General features: G+C 70.9%; 23 protein-coding genes, 1 tRNA gene and 1 pseudogene. 11 read left to right on the top strand and 14 right to left on the bottom strand.

The window, feature by feature from the left end:
* The first annotated feature begins 219 nt into the window (after positions 1-219).
* The 4 genes from QUE44_RS11345 (at position 220) to QUE44_RS11360 (ending at position 2,979) form a co-directional block, all read left to right on the top strand.
* Positions 220-828, top strand: coding sequence for a hypothetical protein (locus QUE44_RS11345; protein ID WP_286214648.1), 609 nt, complete (start codon positions 220-222; stop codon positions 826-828).
* Positions 825-1,058 carry a helix-turn-helix domain-containing protein gene (locus tag QUE44_RS11350; RefSeq protein WP_286214649.1) on the top strand — a complete coding sequence of 78 codons (234 nt, stop codon included), beginning with the start codon at positions 825-827 and terminating at the stop codon, positions 1,056-1,058. The genes QUE44_RS11345 and QUE44_RS11350 overlap by 4 nt, the downstream gene beginning before the upstream one ends.
* A 144-nt stretch (positions 1,059-1,202) precedes the next feature.
* Positions 1,203-2,198 carry an ABC transporter ATP-binding protein gene (locus QUE44_RS11355; RefSeq protein ID WP_286214651.1) on the top strand — a complete coding sequence of 332 codons (996 nt, stop codon included), beginning with the start codon at positions 1,203-1,205 and terminating at the stop codon, positions 2,196-2,198.
* A complete protein-coding gene (locus QUE44_RS11360; protein ID WP_286214652.1) occupies positions 2,146-2,979 on the top strand; it encodes an ABC transporter permease in 834 nt (277 codons plus the stop codon). Before QUE44_RS11355 ends, QUE44_RS11360 begins: the two co-directional genes overlap by 53 nt.
* Before the next feature lie 16 nt (positions 2,980-2,995).
* Here QUE44_RS11360 and dtd read toward each other — a convergent pair whose 3' ends face one another.
* From dtd to QUE44_RS11405, 9 genes are all read right to left on the bottom strand, one after another.
* The gene (dtd, locus tag QUE44_RS11365) at positions 2,996-3,421 is read right to left on the bottom strand and encodes a D-aminoacyl-tRNA deacylase (protein WP_286214653.1); all 426 of its coding nucleotides are present in this window, start codon (positions 3,419-3,421) and stop codon (positions 2,996-2,998) included.
* Complete coding sequence (locus tag QUE44_RS11370) at positions 3,422-3,766, bottom strand: DUF2516 family protein (RefSeq protein WP_286214655.1); 345 nt, start codon at positions 3,764-3,766, stop codon at positions 3,422-3,424.
* 38 nt (positions 3,767-3,804) lie between these two features.
* On the bottom strand, positions 3,805-4,230 hold the full coding sequence (locus tag QUE44_RS11375; RefSeq protein WP_286214657.1) for a type II toxin-antitoxin system VapC family toxin: 426 nt from the start codon (positions 4,228-4,230) through the stop codon (positions 3,805-3,807).
* A 3-nt stretch (positions 4,231-4,233) separates the two neighbouring features.
* Positions 4,234-4,494 carry a type II toxin-antitoxin system Phd/YefM family antitoxin gene (locus QUE44_RS11380; protein WP_286214658.1) on the bottom strand — a complete coding sequence of 87 codons (261 nt, stop codon included), beginning with the start codon at positions 4,492-4,494 and terminating at the stop codon, positions 4,234-4,236.
* 50 nt (positions 4,495-4,544) lie between these two features.
* Entirely contained in the window at positions 4,545-5,696 is a 1,152-nt protein-coding gene (ygfZ, locus tag QUE44_RS11385) for a CAF17-like 4Fe-4S cluster assembly/insertion protein YgfZ (protein ID WP_286214660.1), read from the bottom strand.
* Positions 5,697-5,721: 25 nt separating this feature from the next.
* Positions 5,722-6,234 carry a heme-binding beta-barrel domain-containing protein gene (locus tag QUE44_RS11390; RefSeq protein ID WP_350226832.1) on the bottom strand — a complete coding sequence of 171 codons (513 nt, stop codon included), beginning with the start codon at positions 6,232-6,234 and terminating at the stop codon, positions 5,722-5,724.
* 182 nt (positions 6,235-6,416) lie between these two features.
* A complete protein-coding gene (locus QUE44_RS11395) occupies positions 6,417-6,854 on the bottom strand; it encodes a DUF4395 domain-containing protein (protein WP_286214662.1) in 438 nt (145 codons plus the stop codon).
* A 26-nt stretch (positions 6,855-6,880) separates the two neighbouring features.
* Entirely contained in the window at positions 6,881-7,315 is a 435-nt protein-coding gene (locus QUE44_RS11400; RefSeq protein ID WP_286214664.1) for a thioredoxin family protein, read from the bottom strand.
* Between the two features lie 43 nt (positions 7,316-7,358).
* A complete protein-coding gene (locus tag QUE44_RS11405) occupies positions 7,359-8,093 on the bottom strand; it encodes a hypothetical protein (protein ID WP_286214665.1) in 735 nt (244 codons plus the stop codon).
* Positions 8,094-8,150: 57 nt separating this feature from the next.
* Here QUE44_RS11405 and QUE44_RS11410 point away from each other — a divergent pair, with 57 nt between their 5' ends.
* A complete protein-coding gene (locus tag QUE44_RS11410) occupies positions 8,151-8,861 on the top strand; it encodes a response regulator transcription factor (protein ID WP_286214667.1) in 711 nt (236 codons plus the stop codon).
* Between the two features lie 39 nt (positions 8,862-8,900).
* Here QUE44_RS11410 and nth read toward each other — a convergent pair whose 3' ends face one another.
* Positions 8,901-9,602, bottom strand: coding sequence for an endonuclease III (nth, locus tag QUE44_RS11415; RefSeq protein WP_286214669.1), 702 nt, complete (start codon positions 9,600-9,602; stop codon positions 8,901-8,903).
* Positions 9,603-9,751: 149 nt separating this feature from the next.
* Here nth and QUE44_RS11420 point away from each other — a divergent pair, with 149 nt between their 5' ends.
* The gene (locus tag QUE44_RS11420; RefSeq protein ID WP_286214671.1) at positions 9,752-10,099 is read left to right on the top strand and encodes a hypothetical protein; all 348 of its coding nucleotides are present in this window, start codon (positions 9,752-9,754) and stop codon (positions 10,097-10,099) included.
* A 1-nt stretch (position 10,100) separates the two neighbouring features.
* Positions 10,101-10,793, top strand: coding sequence for a Crp/Fnr family transcriptional regulator (locus QUE44_RS11425; protein ID WP_286214673.1), 693 nt, complete (start codon positions 10,101-10,103; stop codon positions 10,791-10,793).
* An 18-nt stretch (positions 10,794-10,811) separates the two neighbouring features.
* On the opposite strand, the gene QUE44_RS11430 is transcribed toward QUE44_RS11425, so the two are convergent.
* Together QUE44_RS11430 and sp36 are read right to left on the bottom strand one after the other, a co-directional pair.
* Positions 10,812-11,285, bottom strand: coding sequence for a RidA family protein (locus QUE44_RS11430; protein ID WP_286214674.1), 474 nt, complete (start codon positions 11,283-11,285; stop codon positions 10,812-10,814).
* 2 nt (positions 11,286-11,287) lie between these two features.
* Positions 11,288-11,449 (bottom strand): Sp36 family protein, encoded by a 162-nt coding sequence (gene sp36 / locus QUE44_RS11435; RefSeq protein WP_286214676.1) that lies wholly within the window; start codon positions 11,447-11,449, stop codon positions 11,288-11,290.
* A 74-nt stretch (positions 11,450-11,523) separates the two neighbouring features.
* On the opposite strand from sp36, the gene QUE44_RS11440 reads away from it, so the two are divergent.
* The 3 genes from QUE44_RS11440 (at position 11,524) to QUE44_RS11450 (ending at position 15,169) form a co-directional block, all read left to right on the top strand.
* The gene (locus QUE44_RS11440; RefSeq protein WP_350226833.1) at positions 11,524-14,349 is read left to right on the top strand and encodes a penicillin-binding protein; all 2,826 of its coding nucleotides are present in this window, start codon (positions 11,524-11,526) and stop codon (positions 14,347-14,349) included.
* The gene (locus QUE44_RS11445) at positions 14,267-15,010 is read left to right on the top strand and encodes a metallophosphoesterase (protein ID WP_350226834.1); all 744 of its coding nucleotides are present in this window, start codon (positions 14,267-14,269) and stop codon (positions 15,008-15,010) included. Before QUE44_RS11440 ends, QUE44_RS11445 begins: the two co-directional genes overlap by 83 nt.
* Before the next feature lie 85 nt (positions 15,011-15,095).
* Positions 15,096-15,169: transfer RNA gene (locus QUE44_RS11450), tRNA-Pro, on the top strand.
* Between the two features lie 77 nt (positions 15,170-15,246).
* Here the strand turns inward: QUE44_RS11450 and QUE44_RS11455 are convergent.
* Positions 15,247-16,293: an aspartate-semialdehyde dehydrogenase gene (locus QUE44_RS11455; RefSeq protein WP_286214679.1), complete on the bottom strand. Its 1,047-nt coding sequence runs from the start codon at positions 16,291-16,293 to the stop codon at positions 15,247-15,249.
* Positions 16,290-17,560 (bottom strand): annotated as a pseudogene (locus tag QUE44_RS11460) (aspartate kinase). The gene QUE44_RS11455 and the pseudogene QUE44_RS11460 overlap by 4 nt, the downstream one beginning before the upstream one ends.
* A gap of 97 nt (positions 17,561-17,657) precedes the next feature.
* Here QUE44_RS11460 and QUE44_RS11465 point away from each other — a divergent pair.
* A complete protein-coding gene (locus QUE44_RS11465) occupies positions 17,658-19,190 on the top strand; it encodes a carboxylesterase family protein (RefSeq protein WP_286214681.1) in 1,533 nt (510 codons plus the stop codon).
* The last annotated feature ends 46 nt before the right edge of the window (positions 19,191-19,236 follow it).

The raw sequence follows: 19,236 nt of genomic DNA on the forward strand, positions 1-19,236 counted from the left end.
GCCGGGATCGCGGCGGATCGCCACCGCGGGTGTTTCCAGGCTAACCGCGGGCCCCCACCGCTCATGCCCGTGTTCGCCAGAGGCGTGAAGCGATTGCGAGGGGACGATGCGGGCGGTGGGCACGGCGCGGGTCGGGCCGAGGCGCAGGAGGGGGTTGACATATCGATGATCGATACATATCGTTTCTCGATAGCAACGACTATCGATAAGGAGCAGATCATGACCGATGCACGCGACCTTGACCGGCCCGACAGGGCAGGGATGTACCTCTCGATTGCTGTGGTCACGCTTGCGGCGGTGCTCGCCATCGTGACTGCCGTGCGCAGGCTCGTCGAGGTGGGGGACGGCACCAATGTGCCGGTGACCGTGCCACTCACCGGCGAAACCGCGGCACTGCCTCTTGGACCCGACGGCGCCGCGCTCGAGGCGACCGTCGAGACCGCGACGGTCATCGTGCCCGACCCTGCCCCGGCCACGCTCTTTGCCCTCTACGCCGAGCCGGTGTGGATCGCGCTCATGGTGGTCGCAGGAGTGGTCTTTGCCGCGATGTTCTTCCTGCGTCTCGCGCGCGGCCTCGCCTTTGAACGCGGCACGTCGCGGCTGGTGTACGTCGCCGCGGGCGTGCTCCTCGCGGGCTGGTTTGTGGGCTCGATCCTCACCAACATGACCGTGCATGGGGCACTCTCCGCGGTGAGCGACTACACGTATGACTCCGTCAGTTTCGAGGTGAGCCTGCTGCCCTTCTTCGTCTACCTCGTCGTCGGGGCGTTCGCGGCCGCGCTGCAGATCGGGGAGCGGCTCCAGCGGGACACCGAGGGGCTCGTGTGAGCCCGGCCGACGCGGAGCCCACCGGCATCCACTGCCGTCTCGACGAGCTGCTCGCGGACCGCGGCATGACGCTGACCGAACTCAGCGCGCGCGTGGGCGTCTCGGTGGTCAATCTCTCGGTGCTGAAGAACGACCGCGCGAGGGCGATCCGCTACTCGACGCTCGCCGCCATCTGCGACGTGCTGGACTGCGAGGTGGGGGAGCTGCTGATGAGAGCCCGTGAGGGGTAGCCGGGCGTGACCCCTTCGTCCCCCGGCCGATGCCGGACCCCACCAATCAGGGAGGTACCTCATAGAGGGGGCAGGAAGGGCATCCCTACAGTCGAGATGGGCCGGCACGAGCGCGCGTCGACTCGAACGAAAGGAACCGCTCGCATGATCGAGGCGACCAACCTCAGCAAGAAGTTCGGCAGCACCACCGCCGTCGACCACGTCACGTTTGCCGTGCAGCCAGGCGTGGTGACCGGCTTCCTCGGGCCCAACGGCGCCGGGAAGTCGACCACGATGCGCATGATCCTCGGCCTCGACAGGCCGACCAGCGGACAGGTCACCGTCAACGGGCAGCCCTACGCGAAGCTCGTCACGCCGTTCAAGGAGATCGGCGCGCTGATCGACGCCAAGGGCGTCCACCCGCGCCGGTCGGCGCGATCCCACCTGCGCGCGATGGCCGCGACGCACGGCATCTCGGACCGCCGGGTCGATGAGGTGCTCGAGCTCACGGGCCTCACCGCGGTCGCCAAGAAGAAGGCGGGTGGCTACTCGCTCGGCATGGGCCAGCGACTCGGCATCGCGGGCGCGCTCCTCGGCGACCCGCGCATCGTCATGTTCGACGAGCCGGTCAACGGGCTCGACCCCGACGGCGTGCTGTGGGTGCGCCAGCTCGCGCGGCGCCTCGCGGACAACGGCCGCACAGTGTTCCTCTCGAGCCACCTCATGAGCGAGGTTCAGCAGACCGCCGACCACGTGATCGTGATCGGCCGCGGCAGGATCCTCGCGGACGCCTCGCTGCACGAGTTCATGGGCGCATACGCCCGCACCGGCGTGATCGTCACGTCGCCGGACGCGGCGCGCCTCGCCGAGCTCGTCACTCTCGAGGGCGGCCTTGTGACCCAGCTGGATCACCGCGAACGCGTCTCCGTCACGGGGCTCGATGCCCGTGACATCGGCCGCATCGCCCGCGACCACAGCCTCTGGCTCGCGGAGTTGCGCGACGAGAGCACGAGCCTCGAGGACGCGTACATGAGGCTCACCGCAGACCAGACCGACTACCGCGCGGGCGTCCCGGGGAGACCGGCGCCGCACTCAAGGAGGCAGCGAAGTGACCACCGCATCCGCCACGACCGCACCCGCGCCTTCCGCCGCGGCGGTTGAGGTCATCGCACACCCCGCCGGCTACCGTCGCGCCGTCCGTTCCGAGTGGATCAAGGCGCGCAGCCTGCGGTCGACCTGGATCCTCGTCGCCTTTGCGCTCGCGGCGTTCGTCGGTGTTCCCACCCTCGTGGTCGCGAACGCCTCCGACGTGGGCTCCTCCTCGAGCGCGGAGGTGATGGGGGTGCTGTACTTCGGCCTCGACTTCGTGCTCCTGCTCGTCGCGGTGCTCGGCGCGCTGCTCACCACCTCCGAGTTCACCACGGGGATGGCGCGCAACACCTTCACGGCGACGCCCGGCCGCGGCACGGTGCTCGCCGCGAAGGCGACCATCGCGGGGCTGTTCGCGCTCGCGATCGGGATCGTCGGCCTTGCGACCGCGTGGGCCGTCAATGCGGGCGGCCTGGCCGACCTCGGGGTGTCCATCGACCTGGGCGACACCGCCACGATGCGCGCGCTGCTGGTCAACCAGCTCAGCATCGTCGTGTTCGCGATGCTCGCGGTCGCGCTCGGTGTCCTGTTGCGCAGTTCCGTCGGCGCGATCTTCACCATCGTCGCGATGCAGCTCATCCTTCCCGGCGTGCTGGCGATCGTGCCCAACACGATCGCGAACTGGGTGGGCGCGGTGCTCCCGTCCGCCGCGGCATCGGCGGCCGTCGCGACCGAGCCCCTCGCCGCGGGTCAGATCGGCCTGGACTCCGGGTGGGGCCTCGTGGTCCTGCTCGCGTGGGCGGTCGTGCCGATGGCCGGCGCGCTCGTGTCGCTGCGGGCGCGGGACATCTAGGCCCTTCCGCGGGGCGTCAGGCCTCGAGCAGGATCGTGATGGGGCCGTCGTTCACGAGCTCGACGTCCATGTGCGCGCCGAACACCCCGGTCCCGACGTCGAGGCCGCGCTCTCGTAGCGCGGCCACGACGGACTCGACCAGCGGCTCGGCCACGGGACCGGGGGCCGCGCCATTCCACGACGGCCTGCGTCCCTTGCGGGTGTCCGCGTAGAGCGTGAACTGGGACACGACGATGACGGGTGCCCCCACGTCCGCCACGGACCGCTCGTCCGTGAGGATGCGCAGCTCGGCGATCTTGCGCGCGATCGTCTGCACCTGCTCGGGGCCATCGCCGTGCGTGACCCCCACGAGTGCCACGATTCCCTGACGGGTGAACGATGCCGTCACCGTGCCGTCGACGGTCACGGAGGCGCGCGACGCGCGCTGCAGGACCGCCTTCACCTACCAGCCGCCGCGCTGCGCGTTGCCCGAGCCCCGCGTGGGTCCGAAGCCGCCCAGCTTGGGGCGCACGTCCACGAAGTACACGACCACGCCGACCACCGCTGCGATCCCGAGGAATCCGACGATGCCGCCGCCGGTGCCAATGGGCCACGGCATCGAGATGAAGGCGATCGCGCTCGCCACCGCGAGGATCGCGACCCATGCGGTCTTGGACCACTTGCCCGCCGCGGTGAAGGCGCCCTCGGGGCGACGCAGCGCGTCGATGAGCCCCCAGATCGCGCCCACGAGCGCCGCGGCCGAGATCGCGAAGATCACCATGCCCTGCAGGAATCCAAAGCCGAACACGTCATGCACCTCCGGTGTGGGGGAAACCGGAACCTACGCTAACGCAGGGGAAGCACCTGGAGCCCCTCGGCACGACCGGCGGTCGCGAGCCGGCGGTCCCATGCGACGAACACCGGCGAGGCGTCGGCGAATTCGAGAGCGCTCGCGAGGTGGAGCGCGTCTCCCGCTCGCAGCGGGCGGCGATCGCACAGGTCCGCGGCGCGCTCGGCGATGCGCGCGGTCACCTCGAGCTTGGCGATGCCGGGCCAGAGCTCGGCCCATCGCTCACGGGCCTGCGCGGCGGGGGCGGCGTCGATCCTGCCGATTCGCTCGGCCGAGGCCAACACCGAGCGCACCTCGGCGTCCGCGATGCGCGAGGTCACCAGCGCATCGGCGCCGCTCCACAGCGCGACCGCGAGATCGCTGCCCGTCTCGAGGACGCACAACTTGAGCAGCGCGGACGTGTCCAGATAGACGAGAGACATGCCCTACCTACGCAGGCGTCCGAGCAGGCTGGACAGCGCGTCCTTGGCCGCCTCGGCCTGAGGCAGGCGCGGTACCGCGCGGTCGTCCGCGGGAAGGGCCAGCACGCCCTCCTCGGCGAGCCGGGACAGCAGGGACATCGACTCGACGGGGCCGATCTTCGCGACGGGCAGTCCGTCCTCGGTGAGGATGACGTCCTCGCCGTCGCGGGCGGCGGACAGCGCCGCATCCAGGCGGCCCGCCAGTTCGCTCACGGGGATTTCCACAGAGCCACCGTACCCCGGCGGCGGAGCAAACCCGTGGAGCGCGCGAACGGCTACGGCAGGTCGCCGCCGTCGGCGGCGCACCCCTTGCCCATCAGCAGGCCCTTCATCGTGGGGCCCGGCTTGGGCGGCCGGTCGGCCGAGAAGCCGTCCGCGTTCACGATCAGCTCCTGCGCGGCGGCCACGGGCCCGCCCTCGGTGGGCACGGTGAGGATGGTCGACGGGTCGACCGCCCGCTTGAGCACGGCGAGCGCGATCGGGCCCAGTTCGTGGTGGCGCGCCACGGATGTCACGCGGCCCACGATCGGGGCCGGAGCCCCTGCCGTGGCAGTGCCGTGCACGGGTGCCCCGGGCTCGGGAAGCTCGTGGCCAGACCCGTCGAGGTGAAGCATGGTGAGTCGCCGCGGCGGCCGGCCCACGTTGTGGACCTTCGCGACCGTCTCCTGACCTCGATAGCAACCCTTGTGGAGGTGCACGGCGGTCCGCAGCCAGTCGAGCTCGTGCGGCAGGGAGGTCTCGTCGATCTCGCGTCCCGCGCGGGGACGATGCGCGGCGATCCTGATCGCCTCGGTCGCCCAGGTGCCCACGAGCGTCCAGCCGGCGTCGAGTCGCGACTGGATCTCGCGATCGAGAGTGTCGCGCTGGACGAGCACGAGCCGCCATGCGCGGGCCGCTCCGGGGTGGTCGGTCGGGGACGCCGCATAGGTGGTGCCTCCCGCCGTCACGCCCGGCCAGGGATCCACCCACGTGACGGGCTCGCCGTCGGCGGCCGGTCGCGACACCGCCTCGCCGATCGCCGCCCAGTCCGCGGTGACGTCCGCCACCTCGACGCGCAGCATGAAGCGCATGCGGTCGAGGAAGGCGGCGAGCGCGGGCGCGGTCTCGGACAGGAGCCACGCGGTCGAGCCGTCGTCCACGAGCCCCGCGACGTGCTCGATGCGTCCCTGAGGGGACAGGATCATGAGCTCGGACGACTCGCCGGGAGCGAGCGATCCGACGGCCTGCGTGCACAGCGAGTCGAGCCACGTGAGCCGGTCGGGTCCCGTGACCGTCACGACGCCCAGGTGGGACTGGTCGGCGACCGCGCGGCCGGCCTCGAGGGCGCGCTGTTCGGCCGTGGGATCGCCGTAGTGCCACGCGATACCCGCGTCGGCGCCGTCGCCGGGAACCGCGCCGTGGCGCGACAGAAGAGGTGAGGCGGTCATGCCGGGAGAACGCGCGGGCGACCGGTCACGATTCCTGAACCTCGGCATCGTCCCCCGTGCCAGGCGCGTCGACGCGCGACAGGCGAGCGCTTGCGTACGACTGCAGCTCGTGACCGAAGGCCGCGAGGTCCCACGCCCACATGAGTTCGCCGCCCACATTGCCGTACATGCGGGTTGCGCCGCGCACGTCGGGTCCGGACTCGGTGGCCGCCGCGAAGCGGGTCGCGAGGTCGATGCGGCCGTTGCCCACGGCACCGAAGTACGCGGTGAGCAGGCCCGAGGCGTCCGCGAGCACCACCTCGAGCGGGTGCTGGAAGTCCTCGAGCTCGACACCCTCGGGGGCCGACGGCGCGACGCGCCAGAATCCCGACTCGGTGGACCAGACCTGGCCCTCCTCGCCATCGGGACCCATGAGGGTGAGCGTCGAGGTGTAGCTCAGGTAGGGGCCGCCGTCGTGATCGAAGACCACGCGCTGGCGGAAGTCGGCGGTGTCGATCCCGGGATACTCCAGGACGCCGTGGCCCTCCCAGACGCCCACGACCCATGCGAGGGGTAGACCTCGGGTGCGAGGTCGGTCGGAATGACGAAGGTCACCGCTTGGGCCCCTTGAGCAGGCGGAACGCGACGATGCCCGCGATCCAGGCGGTCGCGCCGAAGGCTGCGACCGCGAGAGCGGTGAAGGTCACCTCGAGTGCAGTCATGATTCGAGTCTATGACGGGTCAGGCGGGCCGGGTCGTGGCGCGCTTGACGAGGAGGTAGATCTCGCAGCCGAGGCACAGGTTGAAGACGCCGTTGAGGAACGAGGCGAACGTCACGAAGGCCGTGAAGACGTAGAACGCGACGTCGAGCCCGGCGAGACCGGAGGCGACGGCGAGGATCGCGAAGCCGAGCCCCATCTGCTGCGCGAAGCGCGGCGGACGGAAGGACTCGGTCTCCGTGGGAGGGGCCAGCCGGGGTCGCACGACGGTGCGGAACACCCAGCCCTGCAGCGTCGCCTGCGGTCCCACGATCGCGCCGGGGAGGAACAGCACCAGCAGCACGGCCATGATCGCGATGCCCGCCGCGTTGGCGCCGGCGAGCAGCGCTGCCACGGAGAACGCGAGCTGGAAGAACGCGCCAAAGCGCGGGCCTCGCGGGTCGATCTGAATGTCCTTCACGGTGGCCTCCTGCGGCGAGTGTAGGGCTAGATGGAGTAGTCGGTGCCGGTGCGGGGGACCGCGGCCAGGGCCTCGCGCGCCTGGGCCTCGCTTGGGGCGCCGGAGATGCGGGACACGACCACCCCGTCGCCATCGAGGATGAGGATCGTGGGCGTGCGCATCACCTCGAACTCGCGCGCGAGGTCGAGCCGCTCGGCGGCGTCGATCTCGACGTGGACCACGCGCGGGTCCTCGCCCGCGATGCGCGACAACAGAGCCGCGGTGGGCGGGCACTTGGCGCACATGGGCGTCGAGAACTGCACGAACGTCGCGTGGAAACCGCGCTGGACGCCCAGCGTCGCCGAGGACAGCGCGCCGGCCCGCTCGACCTCGTGCACCACGCCTTGGCGGCGCTGCCACCAGAGCGCGGCGACGGAGGCGATCGCGAGGACCGCGACCACGATGAGGACTCGGATGAGCATGAGGGACCTTTGTGAGGGGGCGCCGGAGACCGGCGCACCGGGACTAGCCGACGAGCAGGCGGCCACCGATGTACACGAGCGCGCCTGCTGCAAGAACGGGCGCGAGGGCCGATGCCATTCCCGCGAGGGGGTCGCGGACCTTCGGCTCTCGGCGGACGAGCTCCTGGAGAAGCGTCACGATCACGCCGCACAGGAGGCCCACGCCGCCACCCGCATACCAGGGCAGCTCGGGGAAGAGCGCTCCCGCGGCCATGCCGACGCCGGTCGCGAGCGCGAGCGCGATGATGGTGTTGACGTGGCCGTTGCGCGTCGACACCGAGGCGATCGCCGCGACGGCGAGCGAGGCGCCCGCGGCGACCACGAGGTCCTCGGCGCCGTGCGTGCGACTCGCCGCGACCCACGCGGCGCCGGACGCGACGACGATCGCCCCGGCCGAGGTCGCCGCGACCGATGTCACCGCCCTGCCACGCGAGCTGGGAAAGAACACCTCGGAGACCAGCGCGGCGATCGCCATGAGCGCGACGGCGATCACCATGTGGCGCAGGTACGGAGCGGTCCGCCCGAGCACCACCGCGACCAGCGCAAGTGTCCCGCCCGCCATGAGCACCGCGGAGGACGCGCGCCGCCTCGACGCGCGCAGCAGCAGCGGCCAGCCGAGCCCGAGCAGGATGGTCATCGCGAACACGGCGACCGCGAGATACCGCGGTCCCAGGAATCCCGCGACGGCCACGACGGCAGCCGCTGCGGCGCCGATGGTCGCCCGAGTGGTGGGAAGCATGGGCGTTAGTGTCTCAGACGGCGCCCCGCTAGAGTGAAGCCAAAATCGGAGGTGGGAATGGCAGACCTGCTCGTGCTCACGCCGTCAGGCGACGGCGCGACCGAGGTCTTGCCCGCTCTCGCCCTGCTGTCCCATCGCACCCGTGTGGTCGCGCCGGAGCCGTCGGCGATGCTTGACGCCATGGACGCCGATGTCCTGATTGTCGACGCGCGCACCGACCTCGCCGAGGCGCGCAATAACTGCAACCTCATCCAGGTCACCGGGGTCGCGGTGCCGCTCCTGCTGGTGTTGCGCGAGGGCGGCATGTCGATCGTCAACGCGGACTGGGGAGCCTCCGACGTGGTGCTGTCGGACGCCGCGCCCGCCGAGGTCGAGGCGCGCATTCGCCTGTTGATCGGCCGCGCGAACGCCGCAGACCCGCTGGACCGGGTCGCCGAGTTCTCGTCGGGCGAGCTCACCGTGGACGTCGGTGGGTACACGGCCCGTCTCAAGGGCGTCCCGCTCGACCTCACCTACAAGGAGTTCGAGCTCCTCAAGTACCTCATGCAGCACCCGGGGCGCGTCTACACCCGCGACCAGCTGCTGCAGGAGGTGTGGGGCTTCGACTACTACGGCGGCACCCGCACCGTCGACGTTCACGTGCGGCGCCTGCGCGCCAAGCTGGGCGCCGAGCACGAGCAGCTGATCGGCACCGTGCGCAACGTGGGATACCGCTTCGACCCGCCGCAACCCGCGCGCGGCGCGGCGCACGAGGCCGCCGCGCGGTAAGCGCGGGGTCAGCCCGCGGTCAGCCTGTCTGGGCGCCGGTCAGCGCTCCTGGCGCACCTTCGCGCCCGGGGCCGACGGGCACAGCGCGGCGATCTCGCACGACCCGCACTGGGGGGACCGCGCGGTGCAGCGCCGCCGGCCGTGGAAAATCACGCGGTGAGACCAGAGGGTCCACTCGCGTCGCTCGATGAGCGCCATGAGGTCACGCTCGACCACGACGGGATCCTCGTTGACCGTGAGGCCCAGCCGGCGCGCGAGCCGGCCCATGTGGGTGTCCACCGTGATCCCTGGGATCCCGAACGCGTTGCCGAGCACGACGTTGGCGGTCTTGCGGCCCACGCCGCGCAGGGTCACCAGGTCGCTCTGGCGGCCAGGGACGACACCCCCGAAGCGCTCGACGATGTCTCGGCTGAGTCCCAGCAGGGACTCGGCCTTCGAGCGGAAGAAGCCGGTGGGACGGATCAGTTCCTCGAGGGTGTCGCGATCGGCGGAGGCCATGGTCGCGGCATCCGGATAGCGGGCGAACAGCGCGGGCGTCACCTGGTTGACGCGCACGTCCGTGCACTGCGCGCTCAGCACGGTCGCCACGAGCAGCTCGAACGGATTGCGGTAGTCCAGTTCGCAGTGTGCGTCGGGGTACACCTCCGCGAGCGCGCGATTGATGGTGCGCGCCCGGCGCACCAGCGCCACCGGCGGCGCAGTCTGCGCATCGGTGGCGATGGTGAGGGTGCGGCCGGCCATGGCCACACCCTAGCGACCGCTCAAGACGAGCCGCCCTCCCGCCGATACATCGGGGGTAGGCGCGCGCGGCGCCGTGGGTGCGGGAGGTATGGGTGGTCACGACAGTGGCGGCGGACGTCATCGCAGACCTCCGGCAACGACGCCGAGACATGCGGAGGGAACTCGCGCGCGTGCGCTGGTGGCGGCGACTCCTTCATGCCCGCCGCGATCTCGCCGTTGCCTTTCTCGCCCAGCCGGCCCAGGCATCGTCCACCGGCCTCCATCTGTCGTGGGAGGCGCTCGCGGCTGGAGCGCCCACGCCGGCCGAGCTGGGTGCGGCCGCGTGGCCCGACGCCTCCGCCTTCTCCGTGTCGACGATCGAGGAGATCGACGCGCTCGATGCGCGGGTCGAGGCCTACGAGGCTCGTCTGGCGGCGACCCTTGATAATGTGACCGCGCAGATGGTGCGCGCATTGACGCAGGCCCATCGCACCCCATCGGTGACGAAGGAGGGCTGACATGGCCGACGCGGCCCGCGAAGAGCAGCTGCTTCGCTCGTCGCCGCTGTTCGGCGGCATGGATGCCACCAGCGCGCGCTCGCTGATCGCCCAGATGCGCCGTCGCGAGTTGGCCAAGGGCGACACGATTTTCCACGAGGGCGACGACGGCCACGCGCTCTACGTCGTCGTCAAGGGCAAGGTCAAGCTGGCCCGCACCGCGCGGGACGGGCGCGAGAACCTGCTCGCGCTGCTGGGGGTGGGCGACATGGTCGGGGAGCTCTCCGTCTTCGACCCGGGCCCGCGGCTGTCGCGCGCCCACGCCGTCGAGGAGACCGTCGTCTTCGAACTGCCCAAGGCGGTCCTCGACGAGTGGCTCGACGACCACCTCGAGATGTCGCGGCACCTCTTGCGGGCGCTCGCGCAGCGCATCAGGCGTCAGTCGCTCTCCATGGCCGACCTCGTGTTCTCGGACGTCCCTGGCCGCGTCGCGAAGGCGATCCTGGACCTCGGCCACCGCTTCGGCCGCATGGAGCGCGGTCACGTCACGGTGCGCCACGGGCTCACGCAGGAGGAGCTCGCTCAGCTTGTGGGTGCCTCGCGAGAGACGGTCAACAAGGCGCTCGCGGACTTCGCGTCGCGTGGATGGATCGACGTCCACATCGGCGCGGTGGAGGTCTGCGAGCCGGACCGGCTGCGGGCGCGCTCGCGCTAGGCCAGCCTGCCGCGGCGGCTATAGCGGGCGCAGCGCGACCGTGATCTCGACCTCGACCGGCGCGCCGAGCGGCAACGACGCGACGCCCACCGCGGAGCGGGCATGGCGGCCGGCCTCGCCGAAGACCTCGACCATGAGGCTCGACGCGCCGTTGATGACCGCTGGCTGGGCCGTGAATCCCGGGGCCGAGGCGACAAAGCCCGTCACCTTCACCACGGACTCGATCGCGTCGAGCCCACCGGCGGCCTGGGCGGCCGCCGCAAGGGCATTGAGCGCACACTGGCGGGCGCACTCGGTCGCGCGCTCGGGAGTGACGTCGCCGGTCCGCTGGCCCACGAGTCCCACCGCCAGCAGATCGCCCTCGAGGAGCGGCAGCTGACCCGAGGTGTGGATCAGGTCGCCGTGGCGCCGCGCGGGCACGTAGGTCCCGACGGGGGTCGCCACCTCGGGAAGCGACAGGCCCAGCGCGGCGAGCCGCTGCGATGCCGACACGACTACGCCTGCTCGCGCGGGCGCTTGAGGTAGGCGACCAGCCCGCCGGTGGGCCCGGTGACCACCTGAACGAGCTCCCAGCCGTCCTCTCCCCACTGGTCGAGAATCTGCTTGGTAACATGGTCGATCAACGGCACGGTCGCGTACTCCCACGTGGTTCTCATGTTCCGAAGCCTAACGCGCGCGACCGCGCACCTCCTCGATACCGGCCCACACGGGGCTGACTTAAGGTTGTTGCATGTCTCGGTCCTCCCGACGTCCCCGCACGAAGGTGACCTTTGTCCAGTTGGTCACGGCACTCGCGCTCTTTGTGGTGCTGTCGATCATGGGCGGCTTCCTGGTCGCGGGGCTCGCCCTGCCTGCGGTGACGGTCGCGGGATCCGCCGCCGAGGGCTCGGCCGAACTCTTCGAGGAGCTGCCGCAGGAGCTGAGCGCGGTGCGCCTGCCGCAGCAGTCAAACATCTACGACCGCACCGGCGAGAACCTGCTCGCGACGTTCTACTCGCAGAACCGTGTCGTGGTGCCGCTCGAGCGGATCTCGCCGTGGCTGCAGAAGGCCGTGGTGTCGATCGAGGACAAGCGCTTCTGGGAGCACCACGGCGTCGACGGCGAGGGCCTGATGCGCGCGGCCTACATCAACCTCACGTCGCCCAACTCGCCCGGCGCCTCGACGCTTACGCAGCAGCTCGTGAAGAACACGCTTCTCCAGCAGGCGATCGCGAACGAGGACGAGGAGGCCGAGGAGTCCGCGACCGAGGTGTCCCTGTCCCGCAAGATCCGCGAATGGCGACTCGCGCTCGCTCTCGAGGAGAACCTCGACCACGAGTACGGGATCGAGTGCGACCCCGAGGACCTGGCCGTCGATTGCGGTAAGGAGCAGGTGATCGAGCAGTACCTCAACATCGCGCAGTTCGGCTCGAACACCTATGGTGCCGAGGCCGCCGCGCAGCTGTACTTCTCGAAGTCCGCCGCCGACCTCACCGCGATCGAGGCGGCGACCATCGCCGGCATCACGCAGAACCCCTCGCGCTGGGACCCCATCCGCTACCCCGAGAACGCGAAGAACCGCCGCGACACCGTGCTGTTCACGATGTACGAGCAGGAGTACATCACCGAGGCCGAGTTCGACGAGTTCACGTCGATCCCGGTCGAGGACACGCTGCGCGTGTCCAGCCCCAAGTTCTCGTGCGTTGCCGCGGCGGATGCCCCGTTCTTCTGCGACTACGTCACCAAGATCATTCGCGATGATGCCGTCTTCAACCAGGAGGGCGCCGAGCTCACCGGGGCGGACCTCCTCTACCGCGGTGGCCTCGACGTCATCACGACGCTCGACCTGTCGAAGCAGCGCGCGGCCAACGCGGCGCTGCGGGACGCGCTGCCCGCGAACGACCCGAGCGGCTGGGCGATGGCCATGGTGTCGCTCGACCCCGAGACCGGCCAGATCCTCGCGATGTCGCAGAGCAAGACGTTCGACCCGTCCGCCGAGGAGGAGGGCTCGACCGCGATCAACTACTCCGTAGACCGCGAGTGGGGCGGATCGCGCGGCTTCTCGCCCGGATCGACCTTCAAGCCCGTCATCCTGGCGGAGTGGCTCAAGAGCGGCCACGCGCTGATGCAGAACGTCGACGGGCGTGAGCAGGAGTACCAGCCCGAGTCGTGGGAGGCCTCGTGCCTCGATGGCCTCGCGACGGGTGACACCTGGAAGCCGGGCAACGTCGAGGGCGCGAGGGCCTACCAGCAGTCTGTGCTTCAGGCGACCGCGAACTCGGTCAACACCGCCTACGTCAACATGACCAACCAGCTCGACCTGTGCGCGATCCGCGACACCGCCGGAGCACTCGGTTTCGAGCGCGCGGATGGCAAGGACTTCGAGATCACCCCGACGATGTCGCTCGGTACCCAAAATGCCTCGCCGCTGTCGATGGCGCAGGTGGCCCAGGTGTTCGCGAATGAGGGCGTCCGCTGCGACCCGCTCGCGATCCTCGCGGTGACGGATGCCGACGGCAACGAGCTCGAGGTGCCGCAGCAGAACTGCGAGCGCGTGATCGAGAAGGAGGTCGCCGACGGCGTCGCGTACGCGATGCAGGAGGTGATGAAGAACGGCTCGGGCCGCGACGTGAACATCGCGGACGGGCGCCCCTCGGCGGGCAAGACCGGAACCGCCCAGCTCAACGCGCACACGTGGTTCATGGGCTTCACGCCCAACCTGGTCGCGACCGTGTGGCTGGGCAACCCCAACGTCGACGAGCCGGGTCGGAACATCCGCCTCAACGGGGTGTTCCACGATGTCCTCTACGGATCCACCATCGCGGCTCCCACGTGGAAGGCGTACATGGACAAGGCCCTCGAGGGCATGCCCGTCGAGAACTTCCCTGCACCCACCGACGAGATCCTCTACGGCAAGCCGATCCCGGTGCCGTCGATCGTCGGACTCACGGAGGACGAGGCACGCGACGTCCTGGCCAAGGCCGGCTTCCGCCTCGCTGCCGAGGGCTCGCGCCGGTACTCGACGCAGACCCCGGGCACGATCATCGGTCAGTCGCCCAGCGCGGGCTACAACTACCTGCCGGGCTCGACCGTCAACTTCACGGTGGCCACCGACACCATGCCCGGTTGGTACACCAACTGGCCCTCGGGATGGGACCCGAACGTCGCACCCGACGACTGGTGGGGGACACGTGGCCGCCCGCCGAGTTCAAGGACAACCCGCCCGCGGGCTGGCCGAGTGACGAGGATGAGGAGCCGGGTCCAGGGGACAACCCCGGGCCGGGCAACGGCAACGGCAACGGCAACGGTAACAACGACAACGGCAGCGACTGACCATGGCGAAGCGCGCTCTCCTGGGGCTGGCCGCCGCGGCGGGTGCCGGGCTGGTCTGGGGCCTCGCGGAGGCGCACGCCTACACCGTGCGCCGCTACGAGGTGCCTGTCCTGCCCGCCGGCACGCGTCCGGTGCGCATCCTGCAGCTGTCGGACCTGCACATGACGCCGTCGCAGCGCGGCAAGGTCGCCTGGGTCAGGTCGCTCGCGCGCGAGAACGTCGACGCGGTCATCACGACGGGTGACAACCTCGCGCATGTGGATGCCGTCCCGACCGTGCTTGAGGCGCTGGAGCCGCTGCTCGACAAGCCCGGCGCGTTCGTCCTGGGCTCCAACGACTACTTCGGCCCCCACCCCAAGAACCCGTTCACGTACTTCGTCAGCCCCACGCGCGTCAGGCGCTCGCCGACCGTGCTCCCCACGGGCGATCTCATCGCGGGCCTCACGGGGGCCGGATGGGTCGATCTCGACAACGCGCGCGGATCCCTGACGGCAGGTGGCGCGGTGCTCGACCTGGTGGGCCTCGACGACCCTCACATCGGTCGCGACGCCATGCCCGCGCCCGCGGACAGGCCCGCGGACGCGGATGCCCGCATCGGCGTGGTGCACGCTCCCTACCGCCGTGCCCTCGACCTGCTGTCCGCCGACGGCGCGGACCTCATCCTCGCCGGGCACACCCATGGCGGCCAGGTGTGCGTCCCCTTCTACGGCGCGCTGGTCACCAACTGCGACCTGGACACGAGCCGCGCGAGCGGCCTGCACGGCTGGCCGGGAGTGCGTCCCGAGTCGGGCGGCACGGGCACCTATGTGCACGTCTCGGCGGGGCTGGGCACCTCGCCGTATGCGCCGGTGCGATTCGCGTGCCGTCCCGAGGCGAGCATCCTCACGCTCGTCCCGCGCGGCTAAGCGGTCGCCGGGCCGCCGCCGGGCGGCCGTGCGCGCGATTTCATGAAACCGCTCGGCGTCCGATATCCTAAGCAGGCTCAAAAACCGGGGTGTGGCGCAGCTTGGTAGCGCGCGTCGTTCGGGACGACGAGGCCGCAGGTTCAAATCCTGTCACCCCGACGGTTGAGAGAAGGGCCGGATCCATACGGATCCGGCCCCTTCTGTGTCTCCTGCGAGGGGACGATGCCCCGCGCGGGCTATTCGGTCGTGGCGACCAGGCGCGCGGCAATCAGCTCGGCGATCTGGACCGCGTTGAGGGCCGCGCCCTTGCGCAGGTTGTCTCCTGAGATGAACAGCGCGAGGCCGCGCGTGCCCTCGACGGACTGGTCCTGGCGGATGCGGCCCACGAGCGAGACGTCGCCGCCCGCGGCGGCGAGCGGCGTGGGCACCTCCTCGACGCGCACGCCGGGGGCCGAGCCCAGGATCTCGTACGCGTCCTCGGGGGTGATGCCGCGCTCGAACTCGGCGTTGATCGACAGCGAGTGGCCGGTGAAGACGGGCACGCGCACGCATGTGCCGGAGACCGCCAGCTCGGGCAGGCCCAGGATCTTGCGCGACTCGTGACGGAGCTTCTGCTCCTCGTCGGTCTCGTTCGATCCGTCGTCGACCACGGAGCCGGCGAGCGGCACCACGTTGAACGCGATGGGGGCCACGTACTTGACCGGCGCCGGGAACTCGACGGCCGAGCCGCCGTGCGCGAGCGCGTCCGCGCCCTCGACCACGGCGAGCGCCTGCGAGTGGAGTTCCTGGACGCCCGCCAGTCCCGAGCCGGACACGGCCTGGTACGAGCTCACGATGAGGCGCTCGAGTCCCGCGGCCTCGTGGAGCGGCTTGAGCACGGGCATCGCGGCCATCGTGGTGCAGTTGGGGTTCGCCACGATCCCCTTGGGGATCGAGTCGAGAGCGTCGGGGTTGACCTCGGAGACGACGAGCGGCACCTCGGGGTCCTTGCGCCACGCGGACGAGTTGTCGATCACGATCGCCCCGGCCGCGGCGAACCGTGGCGCGTACTCCTTGGATGCGGCGCCGCCCGCGGAGAACAGCGCGATGTCGATGCCGGCGAAGTCGCCCGCCGCGACATCCTCGACGAGGATGTCGCGCCCCAGGTGCGTCAGCGTCGTGCCCGCCGAGCGCGACGACGCGAACAGGCGAACGTCGGCATCGGCAAAGCGCTCCGCGACGAGTTCGCGCATGACCGCGCCCACCTGTCCGGTGGCTCCCACGACTGCAATGGTCAGGCTCATCGTCCGGTCCCTCCGTAGACCACGGCCTCGCCCTCGGTCGAGTCGAGGTCGAACGCGGTGTGCACCGCCTTCACCGCCTTCTCGAGGTCGACGTCGCGGGTGACCACCGAGATGCGGATGTCGGAGGTCGAGATCATCTCGATGTTGACTCCCGCATCCCGCAACGCGGCGAAGAACTTGGCGGACACGCCCGAGTTCGAGCGCATCCCGGCGCCGACCAGCGACACCTTGCCGATCGAGTCGTCGGTCGCGAGGCCCGTGTAGCCGATCGCGACGTCGTCGGCCTCGATCGCCGCGATCGCGGCGGGCACCGAGGCAGAGGGCAGCGTGAAGGAGATGTCCGTCACGCCCGTGTTGGTCGCCGACACGTTCTGCACGATCATGTCGATGTTGACGTCGGCACGCGCGACCGCCTCGAACAGGCGGGCCGCGGATCCGGGCACGTCGGGGACGCCCGTGACGGTGATCTTCGCCTCGGACCTATCGTGCGCGACTCCCGCGATGATCGGGTCTTCCATCTCGTCTCCTTCTTCAGTCTCCCCCACGACCCACGTTCCCTCCAGGCCGGAGAAGGAGGAACGCACGTGGATGGGTACGGTGAACCGGCGCGCGTACTCGACGCAGCGCGGCATGAGCACCTTCGCGCCCGAGGCCGCCAGGTCGAGCATCTCCTCATACGTGATGCGGTCGAGCTTGCGGGCGGTGGGGACGATGCGCGGGTCGGCGGTGAAGACCCGTCCACGTCCGTGTAGATCTCGCACACGTCGGCGCCGAGCGCGGCCGCGAGGGCGACCGCGGTCGTGTCCGAGCCGCCGCGCCCGAGCGTGGTGACGTCCTGCGTCTCCTGGTTGAGGCCCTGGAAGCCGGCGACGATCGCGACCTTGCCCTGAGACAGCGCGCGCTGCAGGCGGCCGGGAGCGACGTCGATGATGCGCGCGCGGCCATGGTGCTCGGTGGTGATGACGCCCGCCTGGGGGCCCGTGAAGGCCTGCGCGGGGACGCCCTCGGCGCCGATCGCCATCGCGAGCAGCGCCATGGAGATGCGTTCGCCCGCGGTCAGCAGGATGTCCATCTCGCGAGCGTCGGGGGAGTCCGTCACCTGGTTCGCGAGGTCGATCAACTCGTCCGTCGTGTCGCCCATCGCGGACACCGTGACGACCACGTCGTGTCCCGCGCGCACCGTGTCCGCCACGCGCCGAGCGACGCGCCGCAGCGCCTCGGCATCGGCGACGGACGATCCGCCGTACTTCTGCACCACAAGCGACATGCAAGGCTCCAGGAGGAAATGGGGGGTCCGTGACCGCATGGCGGACACGGTGTCTCATTCTAGGGGCACGCGCGCGTGGAGCACCTACGGTGGTCCCGTGAGCATCGTCGCATCCCTTCCGTCGTCTCCCGTGGTCACCACCGCCTCCGGCGCCGTGCGCGGCGCGTGGCGCGAGCATCGTTCCGCCGACGGCTCGGTGAGCCGCGCCGCGATCTTCCTTGGCGTCCCCTACGCCGAGCCGCCCGTGGGCGAGCGCCGCTTCCTTGCCCCCGTGCCGCGGACTCCCTGGGAGGGCGTGCGGCCGGCGCTCCTCCACGGCGCGACCCCGCAACGGTGGTCGCCGTGGGACGACCCGTTCGTGCCCGAGCCCTCGATCCCAGGCACGGACCTGCTCACCCTCGATGTGGGCACCCCCGACCCGAGCCCCGACGCGGGCCTGCCCGTCCTGGTCTACATCCACGGCGGCGGCTTCGTGGGCGGCTCTCACGCGAGCCCCTGGTACGGAGGGCAGGCGTTCCACCGCGACGGAGTCGTGACGGTCGCACCGGCCTACCGCTTGGGCTTCGACGGCTTCGGGTGGATCGAGGATGCGCCGCCCAACCGTGGCGTGCTCGACTGGCTCGCCGCGCTCGCGTGGGTGCAGGAGAACATCCGCGCGTTCGGCGGCGACCCCGCGCGCGTCACGATCGCAGGCCAGTCCGCCGGCGGCTCGGCGGTGATGCGGCTGCTGACCATGCCCGCGGCGCAGGGCCTCTTCCGGGCGGTGATGGCGCTGTCGCCCGCGGACATCCCCGTGCGCAGGGACGATGCCGTGGTCGCCGCCGCGCGGGTCGCCGCTGCCCTGGGGCTGGCGACGACGGCTGCGCCCCGCAGGGCCGACCTCGCGAACGTGCCCGAGGGGCGGATCCTCGCCGCGCAGGACGCCGCGACGGCGCTCGACCCCGGCGACCCGCTCGCGGGGGCGATGGGCGGGGCGGGCCTGCCGCTGTCGCCCGTGATCGACGGCGAGCTGGTGCCCACCACCATCGCCGACGCGATCCGTGCCGGAGTGGGAGACGGCGTGGCGCTGCTCATCGGGTCCACCGCTCACGAGTTCAACGGGGCACTGGGCCACGTGACGGGGCTCGAGGGGGCGGACGCGACAGGCCTGCTCGCGAAGGGCGGCGTGCCAGAGGCCGAGCGCGCCGCGCTGATCGAGCGCGCCCCCGAGCCGACCCCGGCGTCCGCGGCGGGTCAGGCCCTTACCGACGGCCTCTTCCGCCGCCACGTCGCCAGGTGGGCGGGGCAGCGCGCCGCGACCGCGGCATCGTCGCGCACCTGGGCCTACGACTTCCGGTGGGTGAGCCCCGTGAACGGCTTGTCCTCTCACTGCCTCGACCTCCCGTTCGGCTTCGACGTGCTGCGCGAGCCGACCGCGGTGCGTCGCACGGGACCCGACGCGCCGCAGCAGCTCGCGGACGCCGTCCACGGCGACTGGCTGTCCATGGTGGTCGACGGCCGGGTCGACGCGCCGGTGCATGCGGACGGTCGCGCGACCGTCGTCTACGGGCTTCCGCTGCGCGACGTGCGCGTGGGCTACGAGCCGGAGAGCCGCCTGGCGAGCGCGCTCGAGCCCCCACAAATGGGGTAATCACCTGGGGCACTATCAGGGGTGTCCCTGATGGCAGCGCGCGACA

It is taken from the genome of Demequina sediminis (assembly GCF_030296675.1).
Lineage (GTDB): Bacteria > Actinomycetota > Actinomycetes > Actinomycetales > Demequinaceae > Demequina > Demequina sediminis.